Origin of the sequence: Pseudomonas sp. NFACC42-2, assembly GCF_900116055.1 — a bacterium.
In the GTDB taxonomy this organism is placed as follows: domain Bacteria; phylum Pseudomonadota; class Gammaproteobacteria; order Pseudomonadales; family Pseudomonadaceae; genus Aquipseudomonas; species Aquipseudomonas marginalis.
The window spans coordinates 44,134-66,122 of record NZ_FOZO01000024.1 but is presented as its reverse complement, the minus strand read 5'-3'; the positions used below and the strand labels follow the sequence as shown (position 1 = coordinate 66,122).

At 59.6% G+C, this 21,989-nt stretch carries 20 protein-coding genes; 3 read left to right on the top strand and 17 right to left on the bottom strand.

Annotation, left to right across the window (positions count from 1 at the left end; all coding sequences use genetic code 11):
• Positions 1 to 167: 167 nt before the first annotated feature.
• From BM416_RS26945 to BM416_RS26915, 7 genes are all read right to left on the bottom strand, one after another.
• On the bottom strand, positions 168 to 773 hold the full coding sequence (locus tag BM416_RS26945) for a hypothetical protein (protein WP_092490037.1): 606 nt from the start codon (positions 771 to 773) through the stop codon (positions 168 to 170).
• Positions 770 to 1,342, bottom strand: coding sequence for an RNA polymerase sigma factor (locus BM416_RS26940; protein ID WP_092490036.1), 573 nt, complete (start codon positions 1,340 to 1,342; stop codon positions 770 to 772). The genes BM416_RS26945 and BM416_RS26940 overlap by 4 nt, the downstream gene beginning before the upstream one ends.
• A gap of 153 nt (positions 1,343 to 1,495) precedes the next feature.
• Entirely contained in the window at positions 1,496 to 3,118 is a 1,623-nt protein-coding gene (locus BM416_RS26935; RefSeq protein ID WP_092490035.1) for a vWA domain-containing protein, read from the bottom strand.
• 206 nt (positions 3,119 to 3,324) lie between these two features.
• Positions 3,325 to 3,975 carry a DUF799 domain-containing protein gene (locus BM416_RS26930; protein ID WP_027608085.1) on the bottom strand — a complete coding sequence of 217 codons (651 nt, stop codon included), beginning with the start codon at positions 3,973 to 3,975 and terminating at the stop codon, positions 3,325 to 3,327.
• A complete protein-coding gene (locus BM416_RS26925; RefSeq protein ID WP_027608086.1) occupies positions 3,972 to 4,334 on the bottom strand; it encodes a DUF4810 domain-containing protein in 363 nt (120 codons plus the stop codon). Before BM416_RS26925 ends, BM416_RS26930 begins: the two co-directional genes overlap by 4 nt.
• A 29-nt stretch (positions 4,335 to 4,363) precedes the next feature.
• Positions 4,364 to 5,044 carry a CsgG/HfaB family protein gene (locus BM416_RS26920; RefSeq protein ID WP_027608087.1) on the bottom strand — a complete coding sequence of 227 codons (681 nt, stop codon included), beginning with the start codon at positions 5,042 to 5,044 and terminating at the stop codon, positions 4,364 to 4,366.
• A gap of 39 nt (positions 5,045 to 5,083) precedes the next feature.
• Positions 5,084 to 5,665, bottom strand: coding sequence for a hypothetical protein (locus BM416_RS26915; protein WP_092490034.1), 582 nt, complete (start codon positions 5,663 to 5,665; stop codon positions 5,084 to 5,086).
• 173 nt (positions 5,666 to 5,838) lie between these two features.
• On the opposite strand from BM416_RS26915, the gene BM416_RS26910 reads away from it, so the two are divergent.
• Entirely contained in the window at positions 5,839 to 6,450 is a 612-nt protein-coding gene (locus tag BM416_RS26910; RefSeq protein ID WP_092490033.1) for a hypothetical protein, read from the top strand.
• A 16-nt stretch (positions 6,451 to 6,466) separates the two neighbouring features.
• Entirely contained in the window at positions 6,467 to 7,054 is a 588-nt protein-coding gene (locus BM416_RS26905) for a hypothetical protein (protein WP_092490032.1), read from the top strand.
• A gap of 91 nt (positions 7,055 to 7,145) precedes the next feature.
• On the opposite strand, the gene BM416_RS26900 is transcribed toward BM416_RS26905, so the two are convergent.
• A complete protein-coding gene (locus tag BM416_RS26900; RefSeq protein WP_092490031.1) occupies positions 7,146 to 7,766 on the bottom strand; it encodes a hypothetical protein in 621 nt (206 codons plus the stop codon).
• Positions 7,767 to 7,978: 212 nt separating this feature from the next.
• The gene (locus tag BM416_RS26895) at positions 7,979 to 8,371 is read right to left on the bottom strand and encodes a DUF2846 domain-containing protein (RefSeq protein ID WP_174562754.1); all 393 of its coding nucleotides are present in this window, start codon (positions 8,369 to 8,371) and stop codon (positions 7,979 to 7,981) included.
• 508 nt (positions 8,372 to 8,879) lie between these two features.
• Here BM416_RS26895 and BM416_RS26890 point away from each other — a divergent pair.
• Complete coding sequence (locus BM416_RS26890) at positions 8,880 to 9,137, top strand: hypothetical protein (protein ID WP_065948568.1); 258 nt, start codon at positions 8,880 to 8,882, stop codon at positions 9,135 to 9,137.
• Between the two features lie 33 nt (positions 9,138 to 9,170).
• Here BM416_RS26890 and BM416_RS26885 read toward each other — a convergent pair whose 3' ends face one another.
• From BM416_RS26885 to BM416_RS26850, 8 genes are all read right to left on the bottom strand, one after another.
• On the bottom strand, positions 9,171 to 9,605 hold the full coding sequence (locus BM416_RS26885) for an RDD family protein (protein ID WP_092490030.1): 435 nt from the start codon (positions 9,603 to 9,605) through the stop codon (positions 9,171 to 9,173).
• Between the two features lie 90 nt (positions 9,606 to 9,695).
• On the bottom strand, positions 9,696 to 10,112 hold the full coding sequence (locus tag BM416_RS26880; RefSeq protein ID WP_092490029.1) for a hypothetical protein: 417 nt from the start codon (positions 10,110 to 10,112) through the stop codon (positions 9,696 to 9,698).
• Positions 10,109 to 10,894: a signal peptidase I gene (gene lepB / locus BM416_RS26875; RefSeq protein WP_092490028.1), complete on the bottom strand. Its 786-nt coding sequence runs from the start codon at positions 10,892 to 10,894 to the stop codon at positions 10,109 to 10,111. The genes BM416_RS26880 and lepB overlap by 4 nt, the downstream gene beginning before the upstream one ends.
• A 248-nt stretch (positions 10,895 to 11,142) precedes the next feature.
• Positions 11,143 to 11,445 carry an SMI1/KNR4 family protein gene (locus BM416_RS26870; protein WP_371856073.1) on the bottom strand — a complete coding sequence of 101 codons (303 nt, stop codon included), beginning with the start codon at positions 11,443 to 11,445 and terminating at the stop codon, positions 11,143 to 11,145.
• 214 nt (positions 11,446 to 11,659) lie between these two features.
• A complete protein-coding gene (locus BM416_RS26865; RefSeq protein WP_218190231.1) occupies positions 11,660 to 11,872 on the bottom strand; it encodes a hypothetical protein in 213 nt (70 codons plus the stop codon).
• Between the two features lie 89 nt (positions 11,873 to 11,961).
• Complete coding sequence (locus BM416_RS26860) at positions 11,962 to 12,456, bottom strand: hypothetical protein (RefSeq protein WP_139237781.1); 495 nt, start codon at positions 12,454 to 12,456, stop codon at positions 11,962 to 11,964.
• 359 nt (positions 12,457 to 12,815) lie between these two features.
• Positions 12,816 to 13,430: a hypothetical protein gene (locus tag BM416_RS30495; protein ID WP_139237780.1), complete on the bottom strand. Its 615-nt coding sequence runs from the start codon at positions 13,428 to 13,430 to the stop codon at positions 12,816 to 12,818.
• A gap of 5 nt (positions 13,431 to 13,435) precedes the next feature.
• Complete coding sequence (locus BM416_RS26850) at positions 13,436 to 21,967, bottom strand: two-partner secretion domain-containing protein (protein WP_092490025.1); 8,532 nt, start codon at positions 21,965 to 21,967, stop codon at positions 13,436 to 13,438.
• Positions 21,968 to 21,989: the final 22 nt, after the last annotated feature.

Below are 21,989 nucleotides of genomic sequence, written 5' to 3'. Positions count from 1 at the left end.
GGCACTGTGGTGAGCGGGCTTGCCCCGCGTTGGGCTGCGCAGCAGCCCCAAAACCAGACGCTGTGCGCTATCGGGTATACCGCATTTGTCTTCATTGGGGGTGCTTCGCACCCCAGCGCGGGGCAAGCCCGCTCACTACAGGTTACCGGTGGCCCATTCTTTCTTGGTCAATGCTTGCGCAGCGCCTCCAGCCGTGCGGGCAGGTCTTCCTCGGGAAAGCGCGCGTGCAACGCCAGCAATTTTTCATCCGCGGCTTTGCTTTCACCCGCTTCACGCAAGCGCACGATCGACTGTAACTCTTGCTCCAGCGACGGCAACGCTGACGGTGCGCGCTTGCTGAGCCTGGCGCTCGATTCATCTGCCAGCGCACCTGCCATCTCAGCCTGAACCGGCGCACGTTCAGCCTTGGGCGCGGCGGCGATGCGCGCCATCGGCGCCGGTGCGGACAACGCTTGCGGTGCCGGGCGGGCGGTTTCCTCGTGCAGGGCGGAGAAGGTCGCCGTGGAGATTTCGGGTTGCGGCACGGGTGAGCGCGTGACCACGCCGATCATCAGCGCCAAGCCGGCCACGGTGGCGAATGCCATTTGCCAGCGCGGGCGTTGGCAGGCGTGCAGCCAGCGTTGCCACAGGCTCGGTGGCGGTGCCGGGGCTTCGCGGCGGGCGGCGTCGAGGATGAAGGCGTCGAGGGACGCGGGCGGCTCGCCGCTGCTGTGTTGACGGTAATGCTGGATCAGCACGTCGTCGGTGTCGGGCGTATGTCGGGAGTCGGTCATGCAAGTATCTCCTCGGCCAGCAGGCGGCGCAGTTTCTGCTGGGCGTAACGCAGGCGGCTTTTGACGGTTTCCAGCGGGGCTTGGGTGAGGGCGGCGATTTGCGGCACGTCGAGGTCGCCGTGCAGGCGCAGCAGGAAGACTTCGCGCTGGTCTTCGGGCAAGCCTTGCAGGGCGGCGTCGAGGCGCGCCTGGTCGCGGCTCAGGCTCAGCTGTTGCTCGGGGCCGGCGCTGTCGTCGGCCTGGGCGTGCAATTGCTCATCGTAGCTGTCGTGCAGCGGGTTGTGGATGCCGTGCTTGCGCCAGTGGTCGATCAGGCGGTTGCGGGCGATCTGGAACAGCCATGTACGAAAACTCGCCCGGCCTTGTGGCTGGGTGGTGCTGCGGATCAGGCTGAGCCAGGTGTCCTGGTAGATTTCCTCGGCCAGTTCGGCCTTGTTGCTCAGGGACACGAGGAAGCGGTAGAGGCCTTGGCGATGCCGCGCGTACAAGGCTTCGAACGCGGCGGCGTCACCGGCGCGGTAACGGGCCAGCAGCGATTCGTCGCTGGAGGGATCATCTGGAACAGCCATGCAGGGGGCGAACTCCTTTTGTAAAGTTAACGCTGTTCAAGTGTGGGAGGGGGCTTGCTCCCGATAGCGGTGTATCAGTAACAGATGTATTGACTGGCCCACTGCCATCGGGGGCAAGCCCCCTCCCACATTTGATCAGTGTCCTGTTTGAGATCAGGGTTTCAGGCTTTGGGCCAGTTCCACCAGTTGCACGAACTCGTTGCGCAGGCCGAACGGGTCATCGCCCCGGGCCGAGCGGGCCAGTGCGGCGGTGTCCTTCAAACTCATGCTGCCAGTGTAGCGGCCATCGCCCTTGAGCTGTTGGGCGAAGGCGGCCACCGCCGCCGAGAAGCGCAGGTCGTCGCTGGCCTGGGTGGTTTCGTGGCGGATGGGCCGTTCGATCAAGCGGCTGTCACCACCCGTGGCGGGCTTGTAGCGCACGCGCAGCATCGCCAGTTCATCGGATTTACCTTCGGCCGCAGGCGCAGTGGCGTAGCGCAAGGGCTCCAACCAGCTCTTCTGGCCCTTCGGCACAATTTCATACAGCGCGGTCACGGTATGCCCTGCGCCGATCTCACCGGCATCGACTTTGTCGTTGTTGAAATCCTCACGCTTGAGCGCGCGATTTTCGTAGCCCAGCAGTCGATACTCACTGACCTGTGCCGGGTTGAATTCCACCTGCACTTTCACATCCCGCGCGACCACCGCCAGGGTTGAACTGAGCTGGTCCACCAGCACCTTGCGGGCTTCGCGCAGGTTGTCGATATAGGCGTAATTGCCATCGCCGGCATCGGCCAGTTGTTCCATCAGGTGTTCGTTGTAGTTATCCACACCGAAGCCGAGGGTGGTCAGGGACACCCCGCTTTTACGCTGCTCGACGGCCATTTGCTTGAGGCTGTCGAAGTCGCTGACGCCCACATTGAAGTCACCGTCGGTGGCCAGCAGGATGCGGTTGATGCCCTTGTCGATAAAGCCTTCGCGGGCCATCTGGTAGGCCAGTTCGATGCCGGATGCGCCTGCCGTGGAACCGCCGGCGGTGAGTTGATCGATGGCATTGCGGATCCTGGCCTTGTCGCGCCCCGATGTGGGCTTGAGCACTACGCGGGACTCACCGGCATACACCACCAATGAAACCCGGTCCGGATCACGCAATTGATCCACGAGCAATTTCAGGGTGCTTTGCACCAACGGCAAGCCTTCGCGGCGGTCCATGGAGCCGGACACATCCACCAGGAACACCAGGTTGGCCGGCGCCAGGTCCGCCACGGCGCGGTCGGACGCCTTGAGGCCGATGCGCAGCAGTTGGGTGTGCGGGTTCCAGGGTGTGGCGCCGACTTCGGTGGTCACGCCAAACGGTGAGCCGTCGGTGGGCAGCGCGTAGTTGTAGGGGAAGTAGTTGACCATTTCCTCCAGTCGCACAGCGCCTTCGGGCGGCAGGCTGCCTTGGTTGAGGAAGCGTCTGACGTTGGCGTAGCTGCCTGTGTCGACATCCACACTGAAGGTGGACACCGGCGTTTCGGCCACGCGATGCACCGGGTTGTCCGGCAGGTTGGCGTATTGCTCGCGGGGTTCGCTGCGGTAGTCCATCGCCGCTGATTCCTGCATGCGCATTGGCGCGGGCATTGCCATGCGTTTGACCATGGCGCCCTGGGGCGACGCGCGTTGCAGCTCGGCAACGGGCTCGGCCGGTTCGGCCAACTCAGGGGACGAAGACAGCCCACACCCGGCCAGCGCCACCACCAGGGTGACGACAAAGCCTTGGGCGGCAGGACGCAGGAAGAGCAGAGGACGGGACATGGGCTGAACCTCGTGAGTGAATGATCCGTTCACAAGGTCAGACGCAAGGTGCGGGGTGTTCGGGTTAACTCTGATTCAAATAACACAGACATTCAAATGTGGGAGGGGGCTTGCCCCCGATAGCGGTGGGTCAGTCAAACATGTACTGACTGATCTACCGCTATCGGGGGCAAGCCCCCTCCCACATTTGAACCGAGGCGATGAACTCAGTCCGTGCCGTACTTCGGGTTACGCGGGCCGTACAGGATCCCCGCGCGTTGGCCCGGCGACAGCAGGCGTGCACTGGTGATGCCGGCAATCGGGTGCGCCGCATCGGTGGAGCTGTTGATCACCTGCTTGACCGCCGCGGTGATCAGCATGCCCACCAGGCCGCCGCTGTTGTTGTTGCCTTCCTCGCTGGAGGCACGCGCCGAACCGGTCCACAGGGTGGTGCCGGTGCGCAGGTCCACCAGTTTGGCCGAGGCTGTCACGGCGGTGTCGCTGGAGATCAGCATGTACTTGGTGCCGTACTCGCTGACGGTGATGTACAGCGCCGCGTCCGCGCCGAAGATGTCATGCAGCTTGGCCGGTGGCACGCCCTGGATATCGTTGGCGGTGGTCAGGCCGTTCTGGCGGAAGGTTTCGTCCACCAGGGCAATCGGCAGCACGTAGTAGCCGGCTTCGGCCAACGGGTAGGTCACTTGCGAGACCAGGCTGTACGAGGCCTGCACTTCCGGCGACTCGTTGATCGGCGGCAGTACCAGGATCGACTTGGGCCGCGCCTGCTTGTACGCGGTGTAGTCAATGGTCTTGGGCGCTGCGCAACCGCCGAGCAAGGCCAGGGCCAGCAGGGCGCCGGTGAGTTTCAACAGGCTCATTTGGTGGCCACTCCGGTCTTGGCGTTTTTCAACAGGAAGTCCATGTACGAGGCAGACTCGGGGAACAGCGCCTTCTCGGTGCGGAACTCCTGCACCATCTGGTCATCCTTGCCCATGCTCAGGTACAGCATGCCCAGGTGCGCGTGGTAACCCGGCGGCGCCTTGCGGCCGCTGGCGTTGATCTTTTGCAGATCACGCTCCAACGCCTCGACCTGCGCTTCCTTGGGCTCGCCCTTGAAGTACTCGTAAACCTGCGGCTGGTAGCTTTCCCATTGATACAGGGGCTGGGGCGCCGTGTGGCACCCGGCGACCGCCGCGATTGCTGTCAGCATCAGCGCCAACTTCACTGCCTTGCTCATCCGTGTACTGCTCCTTGAGGGGTTGCTGATCAGTTGCGCGGGTTCCAGGCGCCGGCGTTGATGCCGTCGACCAGGCGGTTGATGGCTTCGCGCATGGCCAGGTCGAGGACCTTGCCATTGAGGGTGGAGTCGTAGCTGGCGGTGCCGCCGAAACCGACCACTTCACGGTTGGACAGCGCGTACTCACCGGCGCCCTGGGTGGAATACACCACTTCGGAGGTGCTGATGTTGACGATGTTCAGTGCGACTTTGGCGTAGGCCACTTGGGTCTTGCCACGGCCGAGGATGCCGAACAGCTGGCGGTCGCCGGTCTCTTTGCGGCCGAATTCGGTCACGTCGCCGGTCACTACGTAGTCAGCGCCCTTGAGCTTCTGCGCAGTGCCCTTGATCGCGGCTTCCTGGGAGATTTCGCCCATGTTGTCGCGGTCCAGCACGCTGAAGCGGTTGGTCTGCTGCAGGTGGGTAATCAGGATGGTCTTGGCCTGGCCACCGAGGCGGTCGACGCCGTCGGAGAAGATGCCGCGCATGTAGCTGGAGCGGTTGTCGAACTTGCCCACGGCGATGGGCACGCGCACGCCGGAATAGGCGACGTTGGCGCTGGCGACCTGTTCCACCGGCATGGCGCGGTTGCTCTCCGTGGCGCAACCGGCCACGGTCAACAGCGCTGCGGCGGTGAGGCCGGACAGCAGGATTTTGGACAGTGTGTTCACAGGGTGCTCCTGGGGGTGGTAAATCGGTAGTGGGCAACGTTAGCGAGACGGGATGTCGCGCAGATCATCGACGATGTCGCGGCTCAACAGGCCGGTATAAAAACGCTCGACGCTCGAGTTACCGGAGTTGGTGATGATCCCGCCCATGGTTTTCCATTTCTGCGCTTCACCCATCACGCCGGCGGGCACAAGGTTGTTTCGCGTCTTGGCAAAATGCAGGACCTCGCCAGCGCCCTTCTTGACCTTGACCCGATAGCTGAAATCGACAGCGGCCAGAATGGTGTTGTCATCAACGATCAACGTCGAGAGACCGCCTTTTGAGTCGGGGATATGGCGCGTGTAGACGATGCTGATATCCAACAGGTAATCGGCCTTTTCCTTGCTGGATGCATAACGCTTGGCGCTGAGCAGGCGGTCGACCAGATCGACACCGAGTTGCTGGCGAACCTTGTCATCCGGCAGGAAGCGCTCGTTCTTGCCCACCACCTCAACATCAAACGTGTCGAGCCAGTACGTGGCGTTCTTGGGAATGGTGACCGGTGCCGGCGAGATGTAGTACTCCGGCTTGGAGGCGCAGCCCGCCATCAGGCAGGCGACGAGGAATACGGCAAACATGCGCATGTCTGGATTCGTCCCTGAAAAGTATCGTGCTTTAAACAATCGCGGCATTTTACGGAGTTGAGAGCGGTTCTCAAGGTGTTTCGTCGGTTGCCGTGCGGTGGCGCACATTCCCTCAAGTTATAGGGATACGGGTCGAAACAGTAACTTGGCTTGCTCACTTATAGGGACATTGCGTGCTTAACACTCTGCTTCGGGCTACGGCCCTGACCGCTGCGCTGTCGATGACCGGCTGCGTTTCCTACACCGTCACCGGCCCCATCGCCGCCCCGCTCCACCCGGTCGCTGTCAGCAGCCCGCGCAGTGCGCAAATCGCCGATGTGACGGTGAGCGCCGCCGACGTCAACGAAGCCAACAAGGCCGCCATCAGCAGCTCCCTGACGGCCCAGATCACTCAGTACGTGCGCACCGGGGGTTACTTCAAGCAGGTAACCGAGTACCCGGTGCGCCTGGGCGAGCAGGACGTGACGCTCAAATTCAACATGACCGCCCTCAAGGGCCATCGCGCGCCACACCCGGCGTACGTACCCGGTGCGCTGCTGACGCTGACCATCTGGATCTGGGTCAACGGCCCGATCTACGTGGACAGCTTCGAGGTGGCCGGCGACCTGGTGATCGTCGACCGCAACGGCAAGGAACTGGCCAAGGCCAAGGATTCGATCAAATTCGAACACAACGTCGGGCTTTACAGCGGCCAATACTGGGCACCGTCGATGGGCGGCCAACAGCTGACCAAACTGGTCGGGCAACTGCTCGACACCGCCACCGCCAACCTGGCCAAACCGTAATTTCAAGGAGTGATGCATGAAAGGATTGATCAAACACAGCCTGGTACTCGCCGCCGTCCTGCTGACTGGCTGCGTGTCCTATTCGCAGCACGAATTGCCCGCCGTACAGACCTGGCCACCGACCGCCAACGCGCCGGCGCAAAAGCCCACGGCGTACGTGCACACCACCGCGCAGAACCACGTCAACGGCGGCCCTGGCAACGCGGCAGTCGGCGCCCCGGTGGCGCTGTGGGAAAAGGCCGTGGCCGATTCGTTTCGCCAGTCCAACCGTTTCTCGCGGGTGAGCACTGACAAGGTCGAATCGGATATCTACGTCGATGCCACGCTGCACAACAACGAACAGTTCAGCATGGCCTCGGCGATCATCACCGGCGCGACGTTCTTCATCATCCCGAGCACAGCGAAAAACACCTTCACCCTGGAGACAGTGTTCAAGGACAAGGATGGCAAGGAGCTGGGCCGCGTCAAAAAGAGCGAATCAGTGCGCACCTGGATGCACCTGGTACTGATCGTGGGCATCCCGTTCCAGGCGGACACGCGGGAAGTGGTCGAGGCGCTGACGCGCAGTACGCTAGATGAAGCGGTGCAGCGCAAGTTGCTGTAACCCCGCCCCCTGTAGGAGCGAGCTTGCTCGCGAAAAACCGGAGAACACCGCAGGCATTCAACATGCCCGCGGTATCGTTGCCAGCCTCAGCTCACTTGATCAGGTCAGGTCGAGTGGTCTTGAGCATCGCTGCGCTCACCGCCCCCTGAACCGAACAGGTGATCATGCCTTTGCTGGTCTTGGCCAGGTCACCGGGTGCGGGCTCGACCATCAAGATGCGTTCGGCCGTATCGGTGACCAGCTTGCCCGCGTTGTCATCGCCGCCTTCCGGCACCCAGGCTGATTGCTTGTGCGACCAGATCTGCGCACGCGCGTAGATACCGTTGGCTTTCTCCAACGCCGTACCCGGTACTTTACTCAGCTGTGCGTAAAGCGCGTCGGGCGCCTGCTCGGTGTAGAAACCCCAGTTGATGATGCGCGAACCCATCAGGTCCTGGTCTTCGGCGAAAAAGCCGGTCAAGGTCATACCGTCAAGCGTCAGCGGCGTATCGAACATCCAACGCTGGCCCATATCGGATTTTGTGCCGCCACTGAGCGTGATCTTGCCGTTCTCCAGCTTATGGGCAACACGCTCCTTGAGCCCTGACTGGCTTACCACCGCCAGGGAGTTCTGGTCGCAGGCGAGAAAACTTTGCAGGGCAGGCGCCGCGGCGAAGCTGCTGGTGCAGGTCGCCAGTGCAGTGAGTGAGATAAACAGACGATACAGTTTCATTGACAGCTTCCTTGGGTCTAAATAATTGCGGGCCGGAAAGGTCAGGCGCATAGCGGGGGATTTGCGTCCATACGGTGCCACTCCGGCTTATGTCGTGGTCAATCAACGAGAGTTGAAGAATCGCGTGTCAGCCCCTTACCAAGCTAAGTGTGCAGGGCGGATGAACAGCGACAACGGCCGAGCTCGGGCCCGGCCGTCTTAAGCGTTTTTAGTTACTTGCTTTCTTTTGCCACGGTGCCCAAGGACGCATCCTTGACCAGATAACGGCCTTCCAGATCGCTCAGCACTTTGAGACTGTTGCGCGCCACGGCGAAGCCCATTTCGACTTCCTGCTTGAGGTAAACCACCTCACCCGCCTTGACGTCGATTGGCATGTCCGCCCAGTTTTCAGCCTTGGAGCTGATCACGTGCTTGCCCGGCGTCACGAAAAAATAGATGTATTGGTTACCACGGTTGTAACCCATCTCCGAGTCGGCTTCCTTGTCATCCAGGAACACGTTGAACCGTACCAGCATCCCGACGTTGCTAGGGCGTACGACATACACCAGGCCTTTATCGGCCACGGCAGCCTTGGGCAGCGCATAGCTCGCCACGTCAGCCTGCATCTTCTCTACCGACGGCGTCGAAGAACAGCCAAACAGCGTGGCCAGGGACAGAAGGACAGCGGCTTTGCAGAACAACTTGATCATGTATTTCTTCCTTGTGGGTAGCGGTGGGGCGGTTTCGAAAACGCTGGCGAAGGCCGATTCAGATTTTTGATGCGTCTGGGCATCGCCAGTGTGTCGGCAGTGGGTGGCATTGCATGAGGCATTGTGCCACTACCCTGATGCCTTGCGCGGTTTTGGGTGAGGGGCTTATAGTCCGGCCGTCGTCCAAATGGCGATCAGGTTTGGCGACCTGACAACAGAGTGCAAAAGCAATCCGCTTTCATGCAGGTGTTTTTGCACCCGCAAAGCCGTGCCTTTTATGGCGGCTGTGCGCGGGAGACCTTCGGGTCTGCCGGTTTACTCTGTTGCCGGTTCGCCAACCTGCGTACAGCTGCCACCCATTCGTTTGGCGACGATTGAGTGGTGGTCTCAACCACTTAACAGAGTGCCAATTATGAACCGATACATGCCCCTGACCGGCCACGACTGCACCGTCCCCGCCCTGCTCATCGACACCCAAGCCCCCCTCGACGTCCTCCACGACGCCGCCGTGCACCGCATCCAAGCCGTCACCCAACTCCTGGAAAACCTGGCCTTCCGCGATCAGCTCAGCAGCGATGCCGTGGTGCTGCAGGACTTTGCCCATCTGCTGGCGATTCCGCTGCGCGACGGCTGTGATTTGTTGGATGCGATCAGTCGCAGGCTGAACGCCAACCCGTCCTGAGTTAAACCGGGCGGCCCGTCCAGGCCGCCCTGCTCAGGCATTGATAACAATCGTCTTGGCCAACATATCGCCCAAGCGACGACGCAGGCCGAACAGTACAAAAAGACCGTCCAGCACACTGAACAGCAGCTTCGGAACATTGCGCAGGAACGACTGGAACAACGTGCAGTTCATGGGGTACGGATAACCCACCACGGCCGTGCGGCACACCCGCTTGCCCAGGCTCTGGCCATTGGGCAAGGCATCGCAAAACAGGTAGTACCCGAAGGCTGAAAACAGCAGCACATAGTGGAGGCCATCAAACAATGCCGGGCCTCCTGCAGAGCCCAGATAGAAATAGGCATAGTCCAGGTTTCGGTTCAAAAACAGCAGGAAAAGCACCACGGCCATATCGATGAAATAGCCGAGCAGGCGCTTGCCTGGGCTGGCGAGGTTCCAGGTGCCTGCGGCCGATACTGATTCGCTCATACCGTCATTTATCCAAAAGTCGAAGAGATGTCATCGAGGACGGCACACGTTGTACATGCCCGCTCGCGTCCATACGCGGTGGCTCTAACCTCACGGCGTTTGTGGCGGTTCTGAATGTGAACGGGCGCAGATTTGCTCCCACCCCTTCTCAATCGTGCCCGTGTACTTACCGCACGACGCGCCCTTTAGCTGAGCGTCCATAAAGTCCTGCTCCGGCCCGACCCACAGCAGGCCAACCAGATAGGCCACCCCGGCCGCAAACACCAGCAACGCCGATGTCCAAGTCAGCATGAATCGCAGCGTGGCGGCGGCGGTTCGAGACCGTTCAAACACACACGCGAACAACAACCCGATCCCACCCCAGACGAAACCCGCCGCGGCCGTGCCCAACCAAGACGAATCACGATCGAGGTAGGCCCAGGCCAGGATGAATGCGATGGCGCTGACGCACATCAGCAGCAGGCACAGCCACTGGGCGATCCGACAGCCGATACTCGAAAAGCTCATGGGAACGTCGTGCCGATACGCGCTCGTTCATTCGAGAACCAGATGCCGGTGACCTTGCCCACCACATCCTCAACCGCGACCTGCCCCATGAAGCGGCTGTCGTTGCTGACATCCCGGTTGTCGCCCAACAGGTACACATGCCCCGGCGCTACCTGGAGTGGCGCCAACTCAAGGGAGTAGTCCTTTTTGACGCGCTCAGCCGGTGCGTGAAACAAACCCAGGTTCTCACCGTTGCGGATCAGCTCGCCATGGACGATGGCCAGAGTGTCACCACCGATTCCCGCCACCCGTTTGACCGCCTCGGTGCCGTTCCAGCGATACACCACGATATCCCCCACTTTGGGCACGCCAGCCCGCAGGTCCGACATGATGTAGTCGCCAATCGACAACGTCGGCACCATCGACCCCGACGGAATGTAATAGTTTTTGAAGCCCAGCAACGGCACCCGAAAGACGTCGAGCGTCAGCACCAGGATCACCACCACACCGACGTAAAGAGCGTGGAAGCGTTTACGCGGCACATTGGGCGGACCGCTGTAGCGACGGGCCAACACGGCGGACACGATGGCAGAGGTCAGTTTGACCGTGATGACGAAAGCGAAGAATGCATACAGCCCAAGGGGCGTAGTGACCAACCCCAAGGCGCCCATCAGCGCGACCCCGCCGAGCAACAACGCTGCGACCCGGATACCCCACTGCGTACGGCCTACATACACCAGGCCCCAGCCGGGTATGAGGCAGGCCATCAGGAAGGCCTGGAGGGAGAATTTTGCGGGTTTCATTGATCATCCTTAATAATGCAAATGCTGGCGCCGCGCATATTACTGCTGGGCTCGCCAATCCACATAACCTTTAATCGCCGTTAACTGGCTAAGGATTGTGACGGTGGTGCCCTGATTTCCCTTTCTCCATAATCATTAATCAACTGTAAGCCATTATTCTTTTTTCTAAGAAATCGATAAAATTTTTCGCGTACACACTAGAAGCTTGATTAGAAAGATCAAGCCTATAAACAGGATACTCCCCATCATTAAGACCATCGTCCGTGCCTCTCCTTCCCACACAACCCATTTCGACCGTTAACGATTGACATATAAACGATATCACCACCATTTACACTGTCAAAATCCATTTCGTAAATACTATAAATCTCCTCCCCAGATATTTCCCCGCCAGAATAACACTTCAGCCACCATTTATAGCTATCAGGCAGTTTCAACCCAAGACGAGTTTCAGCTTTATAAATCCACTCATCAGCAATCTCGTCACCACAATCAGAAAACTCAACGAATTCCGACTCTCCAATAAGATTAATTATTCTCGAATAATCCACGCCTAATTACTCCCGCTCCGAGCCCGCAACGTCCAACAATCCGACTGAGAAGAGTTAAATTCTTTGGCCTGCTTTGTCAAAGTTTTTGCATTCAAATCCGTAGGAACTGAAACAGGAGAAATAGGGCTCAGACCATCATTAAAGCGTGGTCTGATTCCGATTTCGGGACCCCGATTTCGTGCCGAAGGTAAATTAAAAGCCATGCGAATTAAACTTATAAAACTATCCACTTCACCTCAAAATCAACTAACTGAGCCTGAAGACCTGCCTCACGCTCGAACCAATATTCAAACCCTTCAATATCACCTTTTTTCAAGTAAAGATAATACCCACCGGTATCGCCATCACGGTCGTCCGCAACAACAATTTCCCAGCCAGAATATTCGCCAGTGACAACAACACCCTTCCGAACGATAGACATATTCATATTTTAGTCTGCATAGGGAACATGATTGTTAGAAGCAGGGAAATAGAGGTCAAACCACCATTAATGTAACCGTGGTCTGCCCCCTATTTTCATTGACTAAATTCCAATACAAACCCCAACAAATAAATAACAAAAGACACGCACGCCAGTGATGCCCGCCCCACAGGGCTTGCATCTTTGCCTAAACCACCTGGACCTATAGAGATCCAGCCGCCTCTCAGATATGCAAACACAGCTTGCCCAAACCACAACTGAAGCATCAGAGCGCTGAAAAATGGCCTTGCATCGCCCCAAAAACGAAGAAAACAATTGAGTAACGCGGCGATCAACAACAATGCCCCCAATAGATACCGGTATTTGTACAAAGCCGACTTCATACTAATTTCCCTTGAAAGCACCAATATCCCTTTCGGCCAGTTCATCTCAGACTTTAGCAACACCCAGTGCATTGGATACTCTCGCAGCCTCACTGACAGGAATACCTTTACAGCGGCTGCGCCTCCCGTCGTGAATACTGCTATGCCACCCATGGCCGTTCCAACATCGGAGACTATCTTGGCATCGGCCGCTTTTATCCATTTCAACGTATTGGCATCAACCAGATCGATATTGGCACCCGATGAAATACACTCTGCCGTACCGCAGCAGAAATAGGGGGCAAACCGCCAATATACATTGGTGCACTAATCGTGGCCTGATCCCTATCCCAACATTAACCCCTTAAAATTTCAGAGACTTAAGCATAGCCGCATATAAAAATCACGAAAAACAATTTAAAAAAATGGATTTTTAAAGAGCATCAATAACTACAGTAATTACGCCCGCCACGCCACCAAGAAAATTTTCCCGCTTATTTGGAAGCTTTATAAAAATGTGGTCTGCCCCCCGACTTCTGATTTCTCGACCTATCAACTAGAAAAAGACACCGACGGGCGACTTTCCGTTAGTAAAGTGCCTCATTCAACAGCTCAAGCCATAAAGCGGAAGCATCCGCCTTAATTCCAAGATTCACTAAGCGCAAAGAAAACTCCTGCACGCCGGATTCTGGTTCTTCCTCATAATCCATTGAGACCTCATGCAAATTGCCCGCGACGATAATCAGTTGTTCAAAAGAGTCTGCCATTGGCCGCAAACTCAATTTATGACCAGAACTTATATCCAAGAAGTAGGCCCTGCTGTTATTACTGGAGTCTTTTCGCCCTAAACAAATAATATTGGCTTCCCAACGTGCAACCTCAACAATTTCGTTATCATTGTAAAATGTAAGCCATGGATTTTCAGGGCTTCTGTTTGCCTCTATCAGGACTGACGATAACTCGCGCCGCCCGTAAGGTACTGGCCATAAATTCAATTGGCCGATTGAAACGCCGAGCACTTGCACGCGCTCAAGCAACACCAGATAGTCATCAGGAAAATGTTGTCCATCCTCCCTCAGCGAGGACAAATAATTCTTTGAGTAACCAGGAGAACACAGCTTTATTTCTGAGGCAATGACGGAAAACCTAGCAGCCATTTTTTCGGAATATTTTATTAGTCCATCTAAATCATTAATCATCACGTGACCTATTGACCTGAATGTTCGGGATGCCAAATACCCCATCCCGGTTGCTTACTATGAACCGAGCTAGGGAGCGGAATCGCGTTTTTACCATAGTCCAAATGGTGGTGAATAATGGTTTCATCAAGAAAAGACTGATGTTCCGGAAATTTATCCACCCAATGCTGATCGACCACTGGAGACTGCTTTGCCTCAATACGGAGTAAGTTTTGTGGACTAAGGGTATCACCGTAGTTATTTTTCCACTCCGCCCAGAATTGTTTGGAGTTCCGAACGCCTCCATCCATCGTTTTTGGACCGGACGTAAATAAAGATGAGTCAATCGCCATCGGCCCTTGACCTTTAATGGGATCGATTCGAATGAAATAAGGGCTACCTACTACCTGAGGAGGAAGAAAAACACCTTCAGCACCAAGGCTACCCTTGGCGAAATTTGGGCCTGCTTGCAGAACGTTTCTATCAACCAGAATGCCGAGCTCTGCGTCGGGTATTGCCCCAACCACGCTCTCATTTTTGGGTATCGTCACCTTCGTGCTGCCAGCGACTGACTGTCCCTTAAACAAACTTGGCAACCCCGCAGCCGACGCGTTCAAAAGCCCAAGAAAAATGTTCTTGGTACCGTCACCCGCATCACCGTTGCTGGCCTGTACTCCACCATAAGTGATCTGCAATATCCCACTTTCAGCAGTCACCAACCGTATTGCCAAGCCTACCGACCCGCCCAATGCATACAAGGCAGGAGTGCCAACTGCAGCTTCTGCCTGATAGTTCTGTTCGAAGCGCCATATATGTTGCGCTTCGCGGTAAAGCTGTTCGTTTTCGCTAGGAGAGCGGTTCATCTGCGCCGACAGATCGCCGGGATAGAGCCGTTCCAGGGAAGCGTCTTTGATGGAATTCCCAGCTGCGTACGCCACATCGTTGCTTTGCCGCAGAGGACCGGGTCGCATAAGCGCGTAGATGCGACGAGCTGCCTCATCCTTCCCGTACGCCACAACGAGTGCGTTTGCGTAATCCGCGAGATACGCCTGCGCCGCGGCTTTATCGGCAGCCGACATCGAGTCTGGGTTGCGGCGCAGGCGCTCAACCAAAGCATCTGAAATCTGATCTTGTTGATCGAGCGCAATCAGCGTCTTTGCGTCCTCGGAGGTGTACTTGTTGCGTTTGATCGCATCGCGAGCCTTTTGAAGCAAAGATTCGTTGGCTGGACTCAAAAGGTTATTTTCAACCGCATTCTTCCCAACCTGCGCGGCTGCCACCGCATTCAGCGCGTCCTTGCCAACCAACGATCCGGAGAGTCCAGCCGCCAACGTCGATAGGCTGGAGATCGTCTGCTTTTGCTCTTGGGTCAAATTTTCGTTACTGACATCGCCATACAGCGTCTCTTTGATCAGCTGTGCGGTTTTCTCCGCCACCACGGCCCCGGCTGCTCCTGCCAGCGCGGAGTTACCACCGGCCCGCGCCAACACCGCACCCAACACTGCGTGAGCCATCAAGTTGGCGTTCGGGTCACCATCGGTCATCTTCTTGACCGTCTGCGCCAGATACGGCGCTGCCGCACCCGCCAACGCACCGCCCACGCTGCCGCCCATCGCCGCTTGCACCACGGCAGTCACCGCCTGGCTGGCCTTCTGGAAGCTGCTGCCAACGCCGTAATCCTGTTGGGCACGCTGGCTGACTTGTTCCGGTGTCGGGTTGGCGATACCGTCCTCAATCAGCTTCTGCCGCGTAGCTTTACTGACGTCGCTGTTTGGATCGTTGGCGGCCTTGATCCGCGCCGCAGCAATCGCATCGCCAATGCCCTTGGTCAACTCCATCGAACTCTTGATCAGATCCATGCGTTCCTGCATGGCCTTTTCATCAGGCTTGTCGAGACGCTGGTTGGCGTTGGCCGTGTCACGGTTAAGGCCGACCAGATCACCCGCACCCTCGGGGTTACGCACCACGATCGTGCCTTCGCTGACGGCACTGCGCGTGTAGCTGTGGTCCGAATCGTTCAGCGACATTCCATACAAGGCACCCGGCGTGAGGGTAGTCGCGCCGCCACTGTAGGAACCGGAGACGCTGACGCCGGCCGATTGGCTCTTGATCTCGCTCTTATTCTTGATGTCGCTGACAAGCAGTCGGTCGGTGAGCAGCAGGTTTTTGTCGGCCGTGGCTTCACTGGCAATCACCGCACCTTGCAGGGTGGTGTTTTTCGCCACATCGATGGTGTAGCCACCCTTACCGGCAAAGAAGCCGCTCTGGTCGGTCACCGCCTGGTAGTCGCTGTTCATCTTCGACGCCGCCAGGTTCGCGGACGCGGTTACTGGGGAGCCATAACAGATCGGCGGAATGCAGATGCTCGCACCGAAGCCCGCACTGTTCTGCTTGCTCTTGGACGTTTCGGTGTCTTGGCGCGACAGGATGTTGAGGTTGCCGCCGATGTTGGCATCGATACGGTCAGCGCGTACCTGCGCGCCGATCAGGCTGGTGTCCTGGCCGCTGCGCAGCACCAGCGAGCCGGTGTCCAGAGTGGTGTTGACCTGGGTAACCGAGCCACCCGAGCCAAGGTTTTTGGCGGTTTGTGCACCGAGGTCGATGGTGAAACCGTTTTGCTCGCCTATGTTGAAGCTGGCACCGATAGCGGTCCTGTTGCGTGAACCGTCGTTTTTGCAGTCGGTGGTGTTCTGTGCGCTTTGCATCAGGATGTTGTTTTTCGCGGACAGCAACGTGCTGTCGGCTTTCAACGTACTGCCGGTAATCGTCAAGTCACCCACAGTGCCCGGCGCATCGCCCGCGGCGATGATCGACAGTTTGCCCCCGGCGTTGAGGTTGCTCTGGTGAGAGGTCTGCGCCGTGTATTCGCTGCTGCTTTTGGTACGGGTGTTGGCCAGTTCGGTACCGATCTTGATCAGCGATCCGTTGCCGGCAGAGCCACCAGTCTTGTCCTTGAAGCCGGTACTTTGTTTAGCGAGATCGCCCGCCTGGTTATTCAGGTTGTACATCGACAGCGCCGCCTGGGCGATCTTCACGGCCTTGAGGCGTGGATCGTCGGAGCTGCGCGCCGCCTCGGCTGCGTCGCGGATGCTGTTGGCGGTGTCGACCACGGTGCCCGCAATCACTCGCCCAACCGCCAAGCTTCTTGAGCTGTCCTTACTGGTCTGACTGGCAGTCTCCATCCCTGAAGTAACGGTGACATTCGCCCCACCCAACTCCATGTTCTTGGTGCTCACCAGATCACTGGCCACCACCTTCAACTCACGCCCTGCCGTCAGCGACACATTGCCCGCACTCGATCCAATAGTGCTGCCGGTCAAGGTCATTTCATTGGCCGTGCCGTTGTGCTTCGAGCTGTTTATGTACAGCTTCTGGTTGCCGGTCATGTCATCCAGACCGAGCTTGTTACCGGTCAGCACGCCGGTGAGGTCGCGATTTTTTTCCTTGTGCATGTCGGTGCGGGCGAAGGTGTTCTGCGCCGCGTCGATGGTCAGGTCGCGGCCGGCCTGGACGGCGAGGTCGCCGGTGCTGACCAGGTTGGAACCGGTGACCGTGGCGTCGCGCTTGGCGGCGACGGTGACGGTTTCGCCGGAGACCATGCTGCCCAGGGCGGTGGTGCGTTTTTCGTCGACTTTGTCCTGGACTTTGCTCGACTTCAGGCCGCCCCAGCTGCTTTTGCTTTCCTTGCGTTCGTGGCGGGCGCTGTCGGCGTTGCTGACGGCGAGGATGTTCACGTCCTGGCCGGCGACCAGTTGGGTGGCGCCTTTTTCGGCAGTGACGGCACTGCCGGCCAGCAGCAGGTCTGCACCGGCGACGACGGTGCTGTTCGTCCCCGCGCTGACCAGGCTGCCGACGTTGTTCACGACGTCGGTTTCATCCAGGCGGAATTTCTTGCCCTGGGAGGTTTTCTTGGTCTTGCTGTAGAAGCTGTAGTCCTGGTCTTGCGCGGCTTTGAGCTCGAGGTTTTTACCCGAGACCAGGTAAGCCTCGTTGCCGGCATTGACCTGGCTGGCGACCAGTTGCAGGTTCTGCCCGGCGCTCAGGGTGGCGTCGCCGCCGGCCTTGATCACGCTGGACACTTGCTGCACGTGGTCTTCGATGCTCTTGACCTTTTTCGTGTTGGTCGTGGAGTGCTGCTCGTTGGCCGCCGCGATGGCGTTGAGGTCGCGGGTGGCAATCAGGTTGACGTCGCGTTTGGCATTGATCTGGCTGGCCACGGCGCTGATGTCGCGCCCGCCAATCACATGCAGGTCGCGGCCGGCCTCGACCACCGAGCCTTGCTGGGCGATGGTGGTGAAGCTGGAGCGGTTGCCGATGGCGCCGCTGTCGAGGCTTTTCGAGGCGGTGATGTTGACGTCGCCCACGGCTTTGACCGTGGTGTCGGCACCGCTCTTGAGCACGCCGCCGACGTTGTTGATGTTGCCGCCAGCCTGCATGGCCAGATCGTTGGCCGATTCGATGCGCGCGGCGCTGTCGACGAAGTCGCTGCGTTCGGTGCGGTAGCTGCTGGCGCTTTCGTGGGTGGTGACGCTGCGTTCGTTGAGCAGGTCGGCGCCGGCGGCGAGGTTGACGTTGCCCGCGCTGATCACACCGCCTGCGCGGTTGGTCAGATTGTTGCCGCTGAGCAGGTCGAGGCGACCACCGGCTTCCATCAACCCACTGTTGGTGAGGTTGCCGCCGACGTTCGCCAGCAGGCTGCCGGTAGCGCGCAAGGTGCCGGCGTTGTTGAGGTGGCTGCCGGTGATCAGGTTGACGTCAGTGCCGGAAATCAACGCGCCGTTGGGTGCCAGGCGGTTGCTGGCCTGGGCGAGGTACAGCACCGGCACCAGCACTTGTTGGCCGGCGACGGTGGCGTTTTCCAGCCACACGATGTCGTGGGTCAGGGCGGCGACTTGTTCGGCGGTGAGGCTCACGCCTACGGACAAATTCAGCGCGCTTTTGCTGCTGATGGCGTTGTCCATCAGGTGCTTGAACAGGTCGGCGTCGCTGGTCTGGCCATCGATGAAGCGCTGGCCGGTGCGGGCGAGCACGGCTTGCTGAATCAGGCGTTGTTCATAGAAGCCATCGCCCAGGCGACGTTGCGCGGTGTCGGGGTCGTAGCCGAGCTTGGTCAGCATGTAGTCCGAGCTCATGAACTGGCGCATGTCGGTGAGCAGCGGGTTGGTTTCGATCAAGTACTTGTGCGGGTTGGCCGCGAACTGGCTGGTGGGCAGCCCGGTTGCGCCATCGCGGTCGTTGAGGTGGAACAGGCCGTTCTGGCCGGTGGGCAGGTCGAAGCCGGGCAGGCCCAGCGGGTTGACCTGTTGCTGGGCAACGTCCGGCGGCAATTGCGGGTTGAGCGTGACCTGGGTCGAGTAACCCGGCGCTTTGGTGTTGGCGCCGCTGCCGACGTAGGTGTAGCCACCTTGCACGACGCTGTTGTCGATGCCGGCCTGGGCCTTCACGTCTACGCTGCCGCCGGCCTGGATGACGGCGGCGTAGCTCTGGTCGGGCACCATCAGTTGGGTGGTTTTGCGCAGGTCGGTCTTTTCGCTCTCCATTTTGCCGATGAACGCGGCCATGGCGGCTTCCACACCGTCCATGTTGTTGCCCGCCGAATAGCGCTGGGTGAAGGCCGCCGCCTCGCGGTTCCAGCCCCCCGGCTTGCGCTCGCGCTCGGAAGTGAAGATGCGGTCGTATTGGGTGTCGTGGGTCACCAGGCCGACGTTGCTCAGTTGGTCGACGCGCACGGTCATGGCGCCACCGGCAGCGATGCTACTGCTGCTGTTGAGCAGCTCGCCGCCGGTGAGCAGCATGTTGCCGCCCGAGGTAATGCTGGACGCTGCCGTGGCATCGCTGACGATGAAGTGATCACGCTGGGTAATCTGGAACGGCCGGTTCTGCTTGCCGCCTTCGCAGTCGCCACCGGTCACCCCGTCGATACAGGCGATGGGCGTGATGGAGGCGCTGTAGATGCCGGACTCGGTGGTGAGCACAGTACGGATGTTCTGGATCGTGCTGGCCGCCAGGATCAGGTTGCGCTCGCTCTCGATCGTCCCCGAGCTGTTGATGATGCTGGTGGCCAGGCCGCCCTGGCCGTCGCGGTCGACACGCAGGTTGCCCATGGCGTAGATCGCGGCGCCGAGGTTTTTCAGGCGGTCGACCTTGAGGTTCATATCGCCGCCGCTGAAGATCAGGCCGTGGTCGTTGAGCAGGTTGTCCACCGAAAGATCCAGGCTGCCCTGGCTGGCGACGCTGCCGCCCACGGCCCAGTCCTTGCCACTGCCGACCAGGGCGCGGGTGCCGAGCAGTTTGCCGGTGGCGGTCTGTTGCAGGTTATCGACGTTGACGGTCAGGCGCCCGGCCTGGATCGCGGTGCTGTTGGTCCAGTTGGCTTTATCGAGGATCAGGTCGCCATTGGTCACCAGGCTGCCGCCGACATCGTCGAGGCTGATGCCGCTGAGGTCGAGTGCACCCGTGCCCACGTGCAATACCTTGCCGCCGGTGTTCTGGAAGCGGGTGGCGGCGAGGCTCAATTGGTCGTTGGCGGTCTCGAGGCTACCGCTGTTGTTGAGCAGGCCGCCGATGGCGTAGCGGGTCTTGCCGGTGGTGCCGAGGGCGCGCATCTGGCCGCTGTTGGTGAGGCTGGCAGTGTCGACGTCGAGGGCGGTGGCGCTCTCGATCAGGCCACGGTTAACCAGGGCCCCCGTCAGGCTGACGTCGATCCGGTTGCCGGCGATCTCGCCGCCGCTATCCACATTCATACCGGTCAGGTGCACGCGATCCCGAGCAAACAGCGCGCCGCTGCCGTTGTTGAAATCCGTGGCGTCGATCTGCGCATCACCGGCTTTGGCGGCGATGCGGCCACCGTCGTTGTCGAGCGTACCGGCGGTGATGGTCACGCCGGACTTTTCACTGTGGATCAGGCCGTTGCCGCCGTTTTGCAGCAGGCCGCTGGTGGTCAGGGTCAGGCCATCGTTGGCGGCCAGGGTGCCGTTGTTGCGGTTGTCGATGCTGTTGGCGAACAGGGTCAGCAAACCTTGGCTGGCGAGCTTGCCTCCCTGGTTGTCAACGTGGGCGGCGCGCTGGATCAGCAACGGGCCGGCACTCGCCAGCTTGCCGTTGCGATTGATCAGGTCGCCGATCAGGTCCAGGGTGATTGCGCCGCCACCGGTGAGGCTGCCGGCGCTGTTGTCCAGGGTATCGCCGTGCAGAGTGAAGGCACCGGTGCTGTCGATGATGCCGCCCTGGCTGTTGTCCAGCAGGCCGCTGACGGTGAGGGTCTGCGTGCCGTCGCTGAGCAGGCGACCGTTGTTGCGGTTGTCGACGCTGGCGGCGGTGACGTTCAGTACCTGCTTGGCGTTCATGGTACCGCCCTGGTTGTCCAGGGTATTGGCGGTGGCGCCGAGCTCGCGATTGGCGATCACCGTGCCGGTATTGCTGATGTGCCGGGCCTCGAGCTTGACGTCGCCGACGGTGTTGCGCGTGTTATCAGCGTTGACCCCGGCCTCGACGATGCCGCTGTTGGTCAGTTGGCCGTTGCTGGTCAGTGTGATGCTGTCGCGGGCGGCGAGGGTCTTGCTGTTTTTCAGGGTGCCCTTGGTCTGTGCCTTGAGGGTGGTGCCCGCGTACACGGCGCCCTTGGTCTCCAGGCTCGCGGCCTTGATGTCCACCGCACCGCTGGCGGCGGCCTGGGCCATGCTCAGGTGGCCGTTGGCGTCGAGCTGAATATCGCCAGCACTGGCAGCGAGCGTGCCGTCGAGCTTCACGCCCACGCCGGCTTCGGTGCCCACCAGTTTGATCGCACCGGCATACATGCCGCCCAGGGCCGACGAGTCGATGGCCAGTTCCGGCTTGGTGCTGCCGTCGTCGGCGCGCGCGGTGGTTTTCAGGCTTTGGGCGTCGACGTCATTGCGTCCGGCAATCACGGTGAGCTGGCGCGCATTGATCTTGGCGTTGATCTTGGCCGAACGGGTAATGATCTCGAAGCGGTCGACGTTGCTGGCGTTCAAGCCCTGGCCGTCGATGGTCACCGCACCGCCGTCCACCTGGTAGCGATCCAGGCGCCCGGCCTGGTCAAGAATCGGCTTGCCGGTGGTCAGGGTGACGTTGGGGGTATTGATAAAGCCGCAACCGTTGCAGCTCACGCCATACGGGTTGGCCACGATGACCTTGGCGGACTGCCCCGCCACTTCGGTGTAGCCGCGCAACTGGCTGGGGCTGCCGCCGTTGACTTCGTTGAGGATGACATTCGCAGCGCCGCCCTTGAGGTTCGGGTTGCCGACGATGATCCCGCCCAGCTGCGTGCTCTGCACCATGCCCGTGGCGTTGTTGAGGATCACGCCGTTGGGACCGACGTTGTAGTCCTTGAACTGGTTATGGGACAGCCCGCTGCCATTGGGCGTGGCGATGTTCACCACCGGAACGCCGTTGCCCGCCTGCCCGAGGGTAGTGCCGGGGCCGCTGACCACAATGCCCTCGGCCTGGGCCAGCAGCGGCTGCCAGAACAACGCGTTGGCCAGGATCAGGGCCAGGCCGCGTTGGCTCAGGCTTTTCAGGGCAGTAACAGGGCGAACGTCCATATTCAAAATCTCAAGGCAGCGG

Coding starts and splice junctions, on each gene's coding strand:
- BM416_RS26915 (WP_092490034.1), bottom strand. CDS start 5,665: ATGCGCATGTTTGCCGTATTCCTCGTCGCCTGCCTGATGGCGGGCTGC.
- BM416_RS26890 (WP_065948568.1), top strand. CDS start 8,880: ATGCCCCTGACCGGCCACGACTGCACCGTCCCCGCCCTGCTCATCGAC.
- BM416_RS26880 (WP_092490029.1), bottom strand. CDS start 10,112: ATGAGCTTTTCGAGTATCGGCTGTCGGATCGCCCAGTGGCTGTGCCTG.
- BM416_RS26945 (WP_092490037.1), bottom strand. CDS start 773: ATGACCGACTCCCGACATACGCCCGACACCGACGACGTGCTGATCCAG.
- BM416_RS26940 (WP_092490036.1), bottom strand. CDS start 1,342: ATGGCTGTTCCAGATGATCCCTCCAGCGACGAATCGCTGCTGGCCCGT.
- BM416_RS26865 (WP_218190231.1), bottom strand. CDS start 11,872: ATGAATATGTCTATCGTTCGGAAGGGTGTTGTTGTCACTGGCGAATAT.
- BM416_RS26850 (WP_092490025.1), bottom strand. CDS start 21,967: ATGGACGTTCGCCCTGTTACTGCCCTGAAAAGCCTGAGCCAACGCGGC.
- BM416_RS26895 (WP_174562754.1), bottom strand. CDS start 8,371: ATGCAGGCTGACGTGGCGAGCTATGCGCTGCCCAAGGCTGCCGTGGCC.
- BM416_RS26930 (WP_027608085.1), bottom strand. CDS start 3,975: ATGAGCCTGTTGAAACTCACCGGCGCCCTGCTGGCCCTGGCCTTGCTC.
- BM416_RS26935 (WP_092490035.1), bottom strand. CDS start 3,118: ATGTCCCGTCCTCTGCTCTTCCTGCGTCCTGCCGCCCAAGGCTTTGTC.
- lepB (WP_092490028.1), bottom strand. CDS start 10,894: ATGAAACCCGCAAAATTCTCCCTCCAGGCCTTCCTGATGGCCTGCCTC.
- BM416_RS26900 (WP_092490031.1), bottom strand. CDS start 7,766: ATGAAACTGTATCGTCTGTTTATCTCACTCACTGCACTGGCGACCTGC.
- BM416_RS26925 (WP_027608086.1), bottom strand. CDS start 4,334: ATGAGCAAGGCAGTGAAGTTGGCGCTGATGCTGACAGCAATCGCGGCG.
- BM416_RS26905 (WP_092490032.1), top strand. CDS start 6,467: ATGAAAGGATTGATCAAACACAGCCTGGTACTCGCCGCCGTCCTGCTG.
- BM416_RS26885 (WP_092490030.1), bottom strand. CDS start 9,605: ATGAGCGAATCAGTATCGGCCGCAGGCACCTGGAACCTCGCCAGCCCA.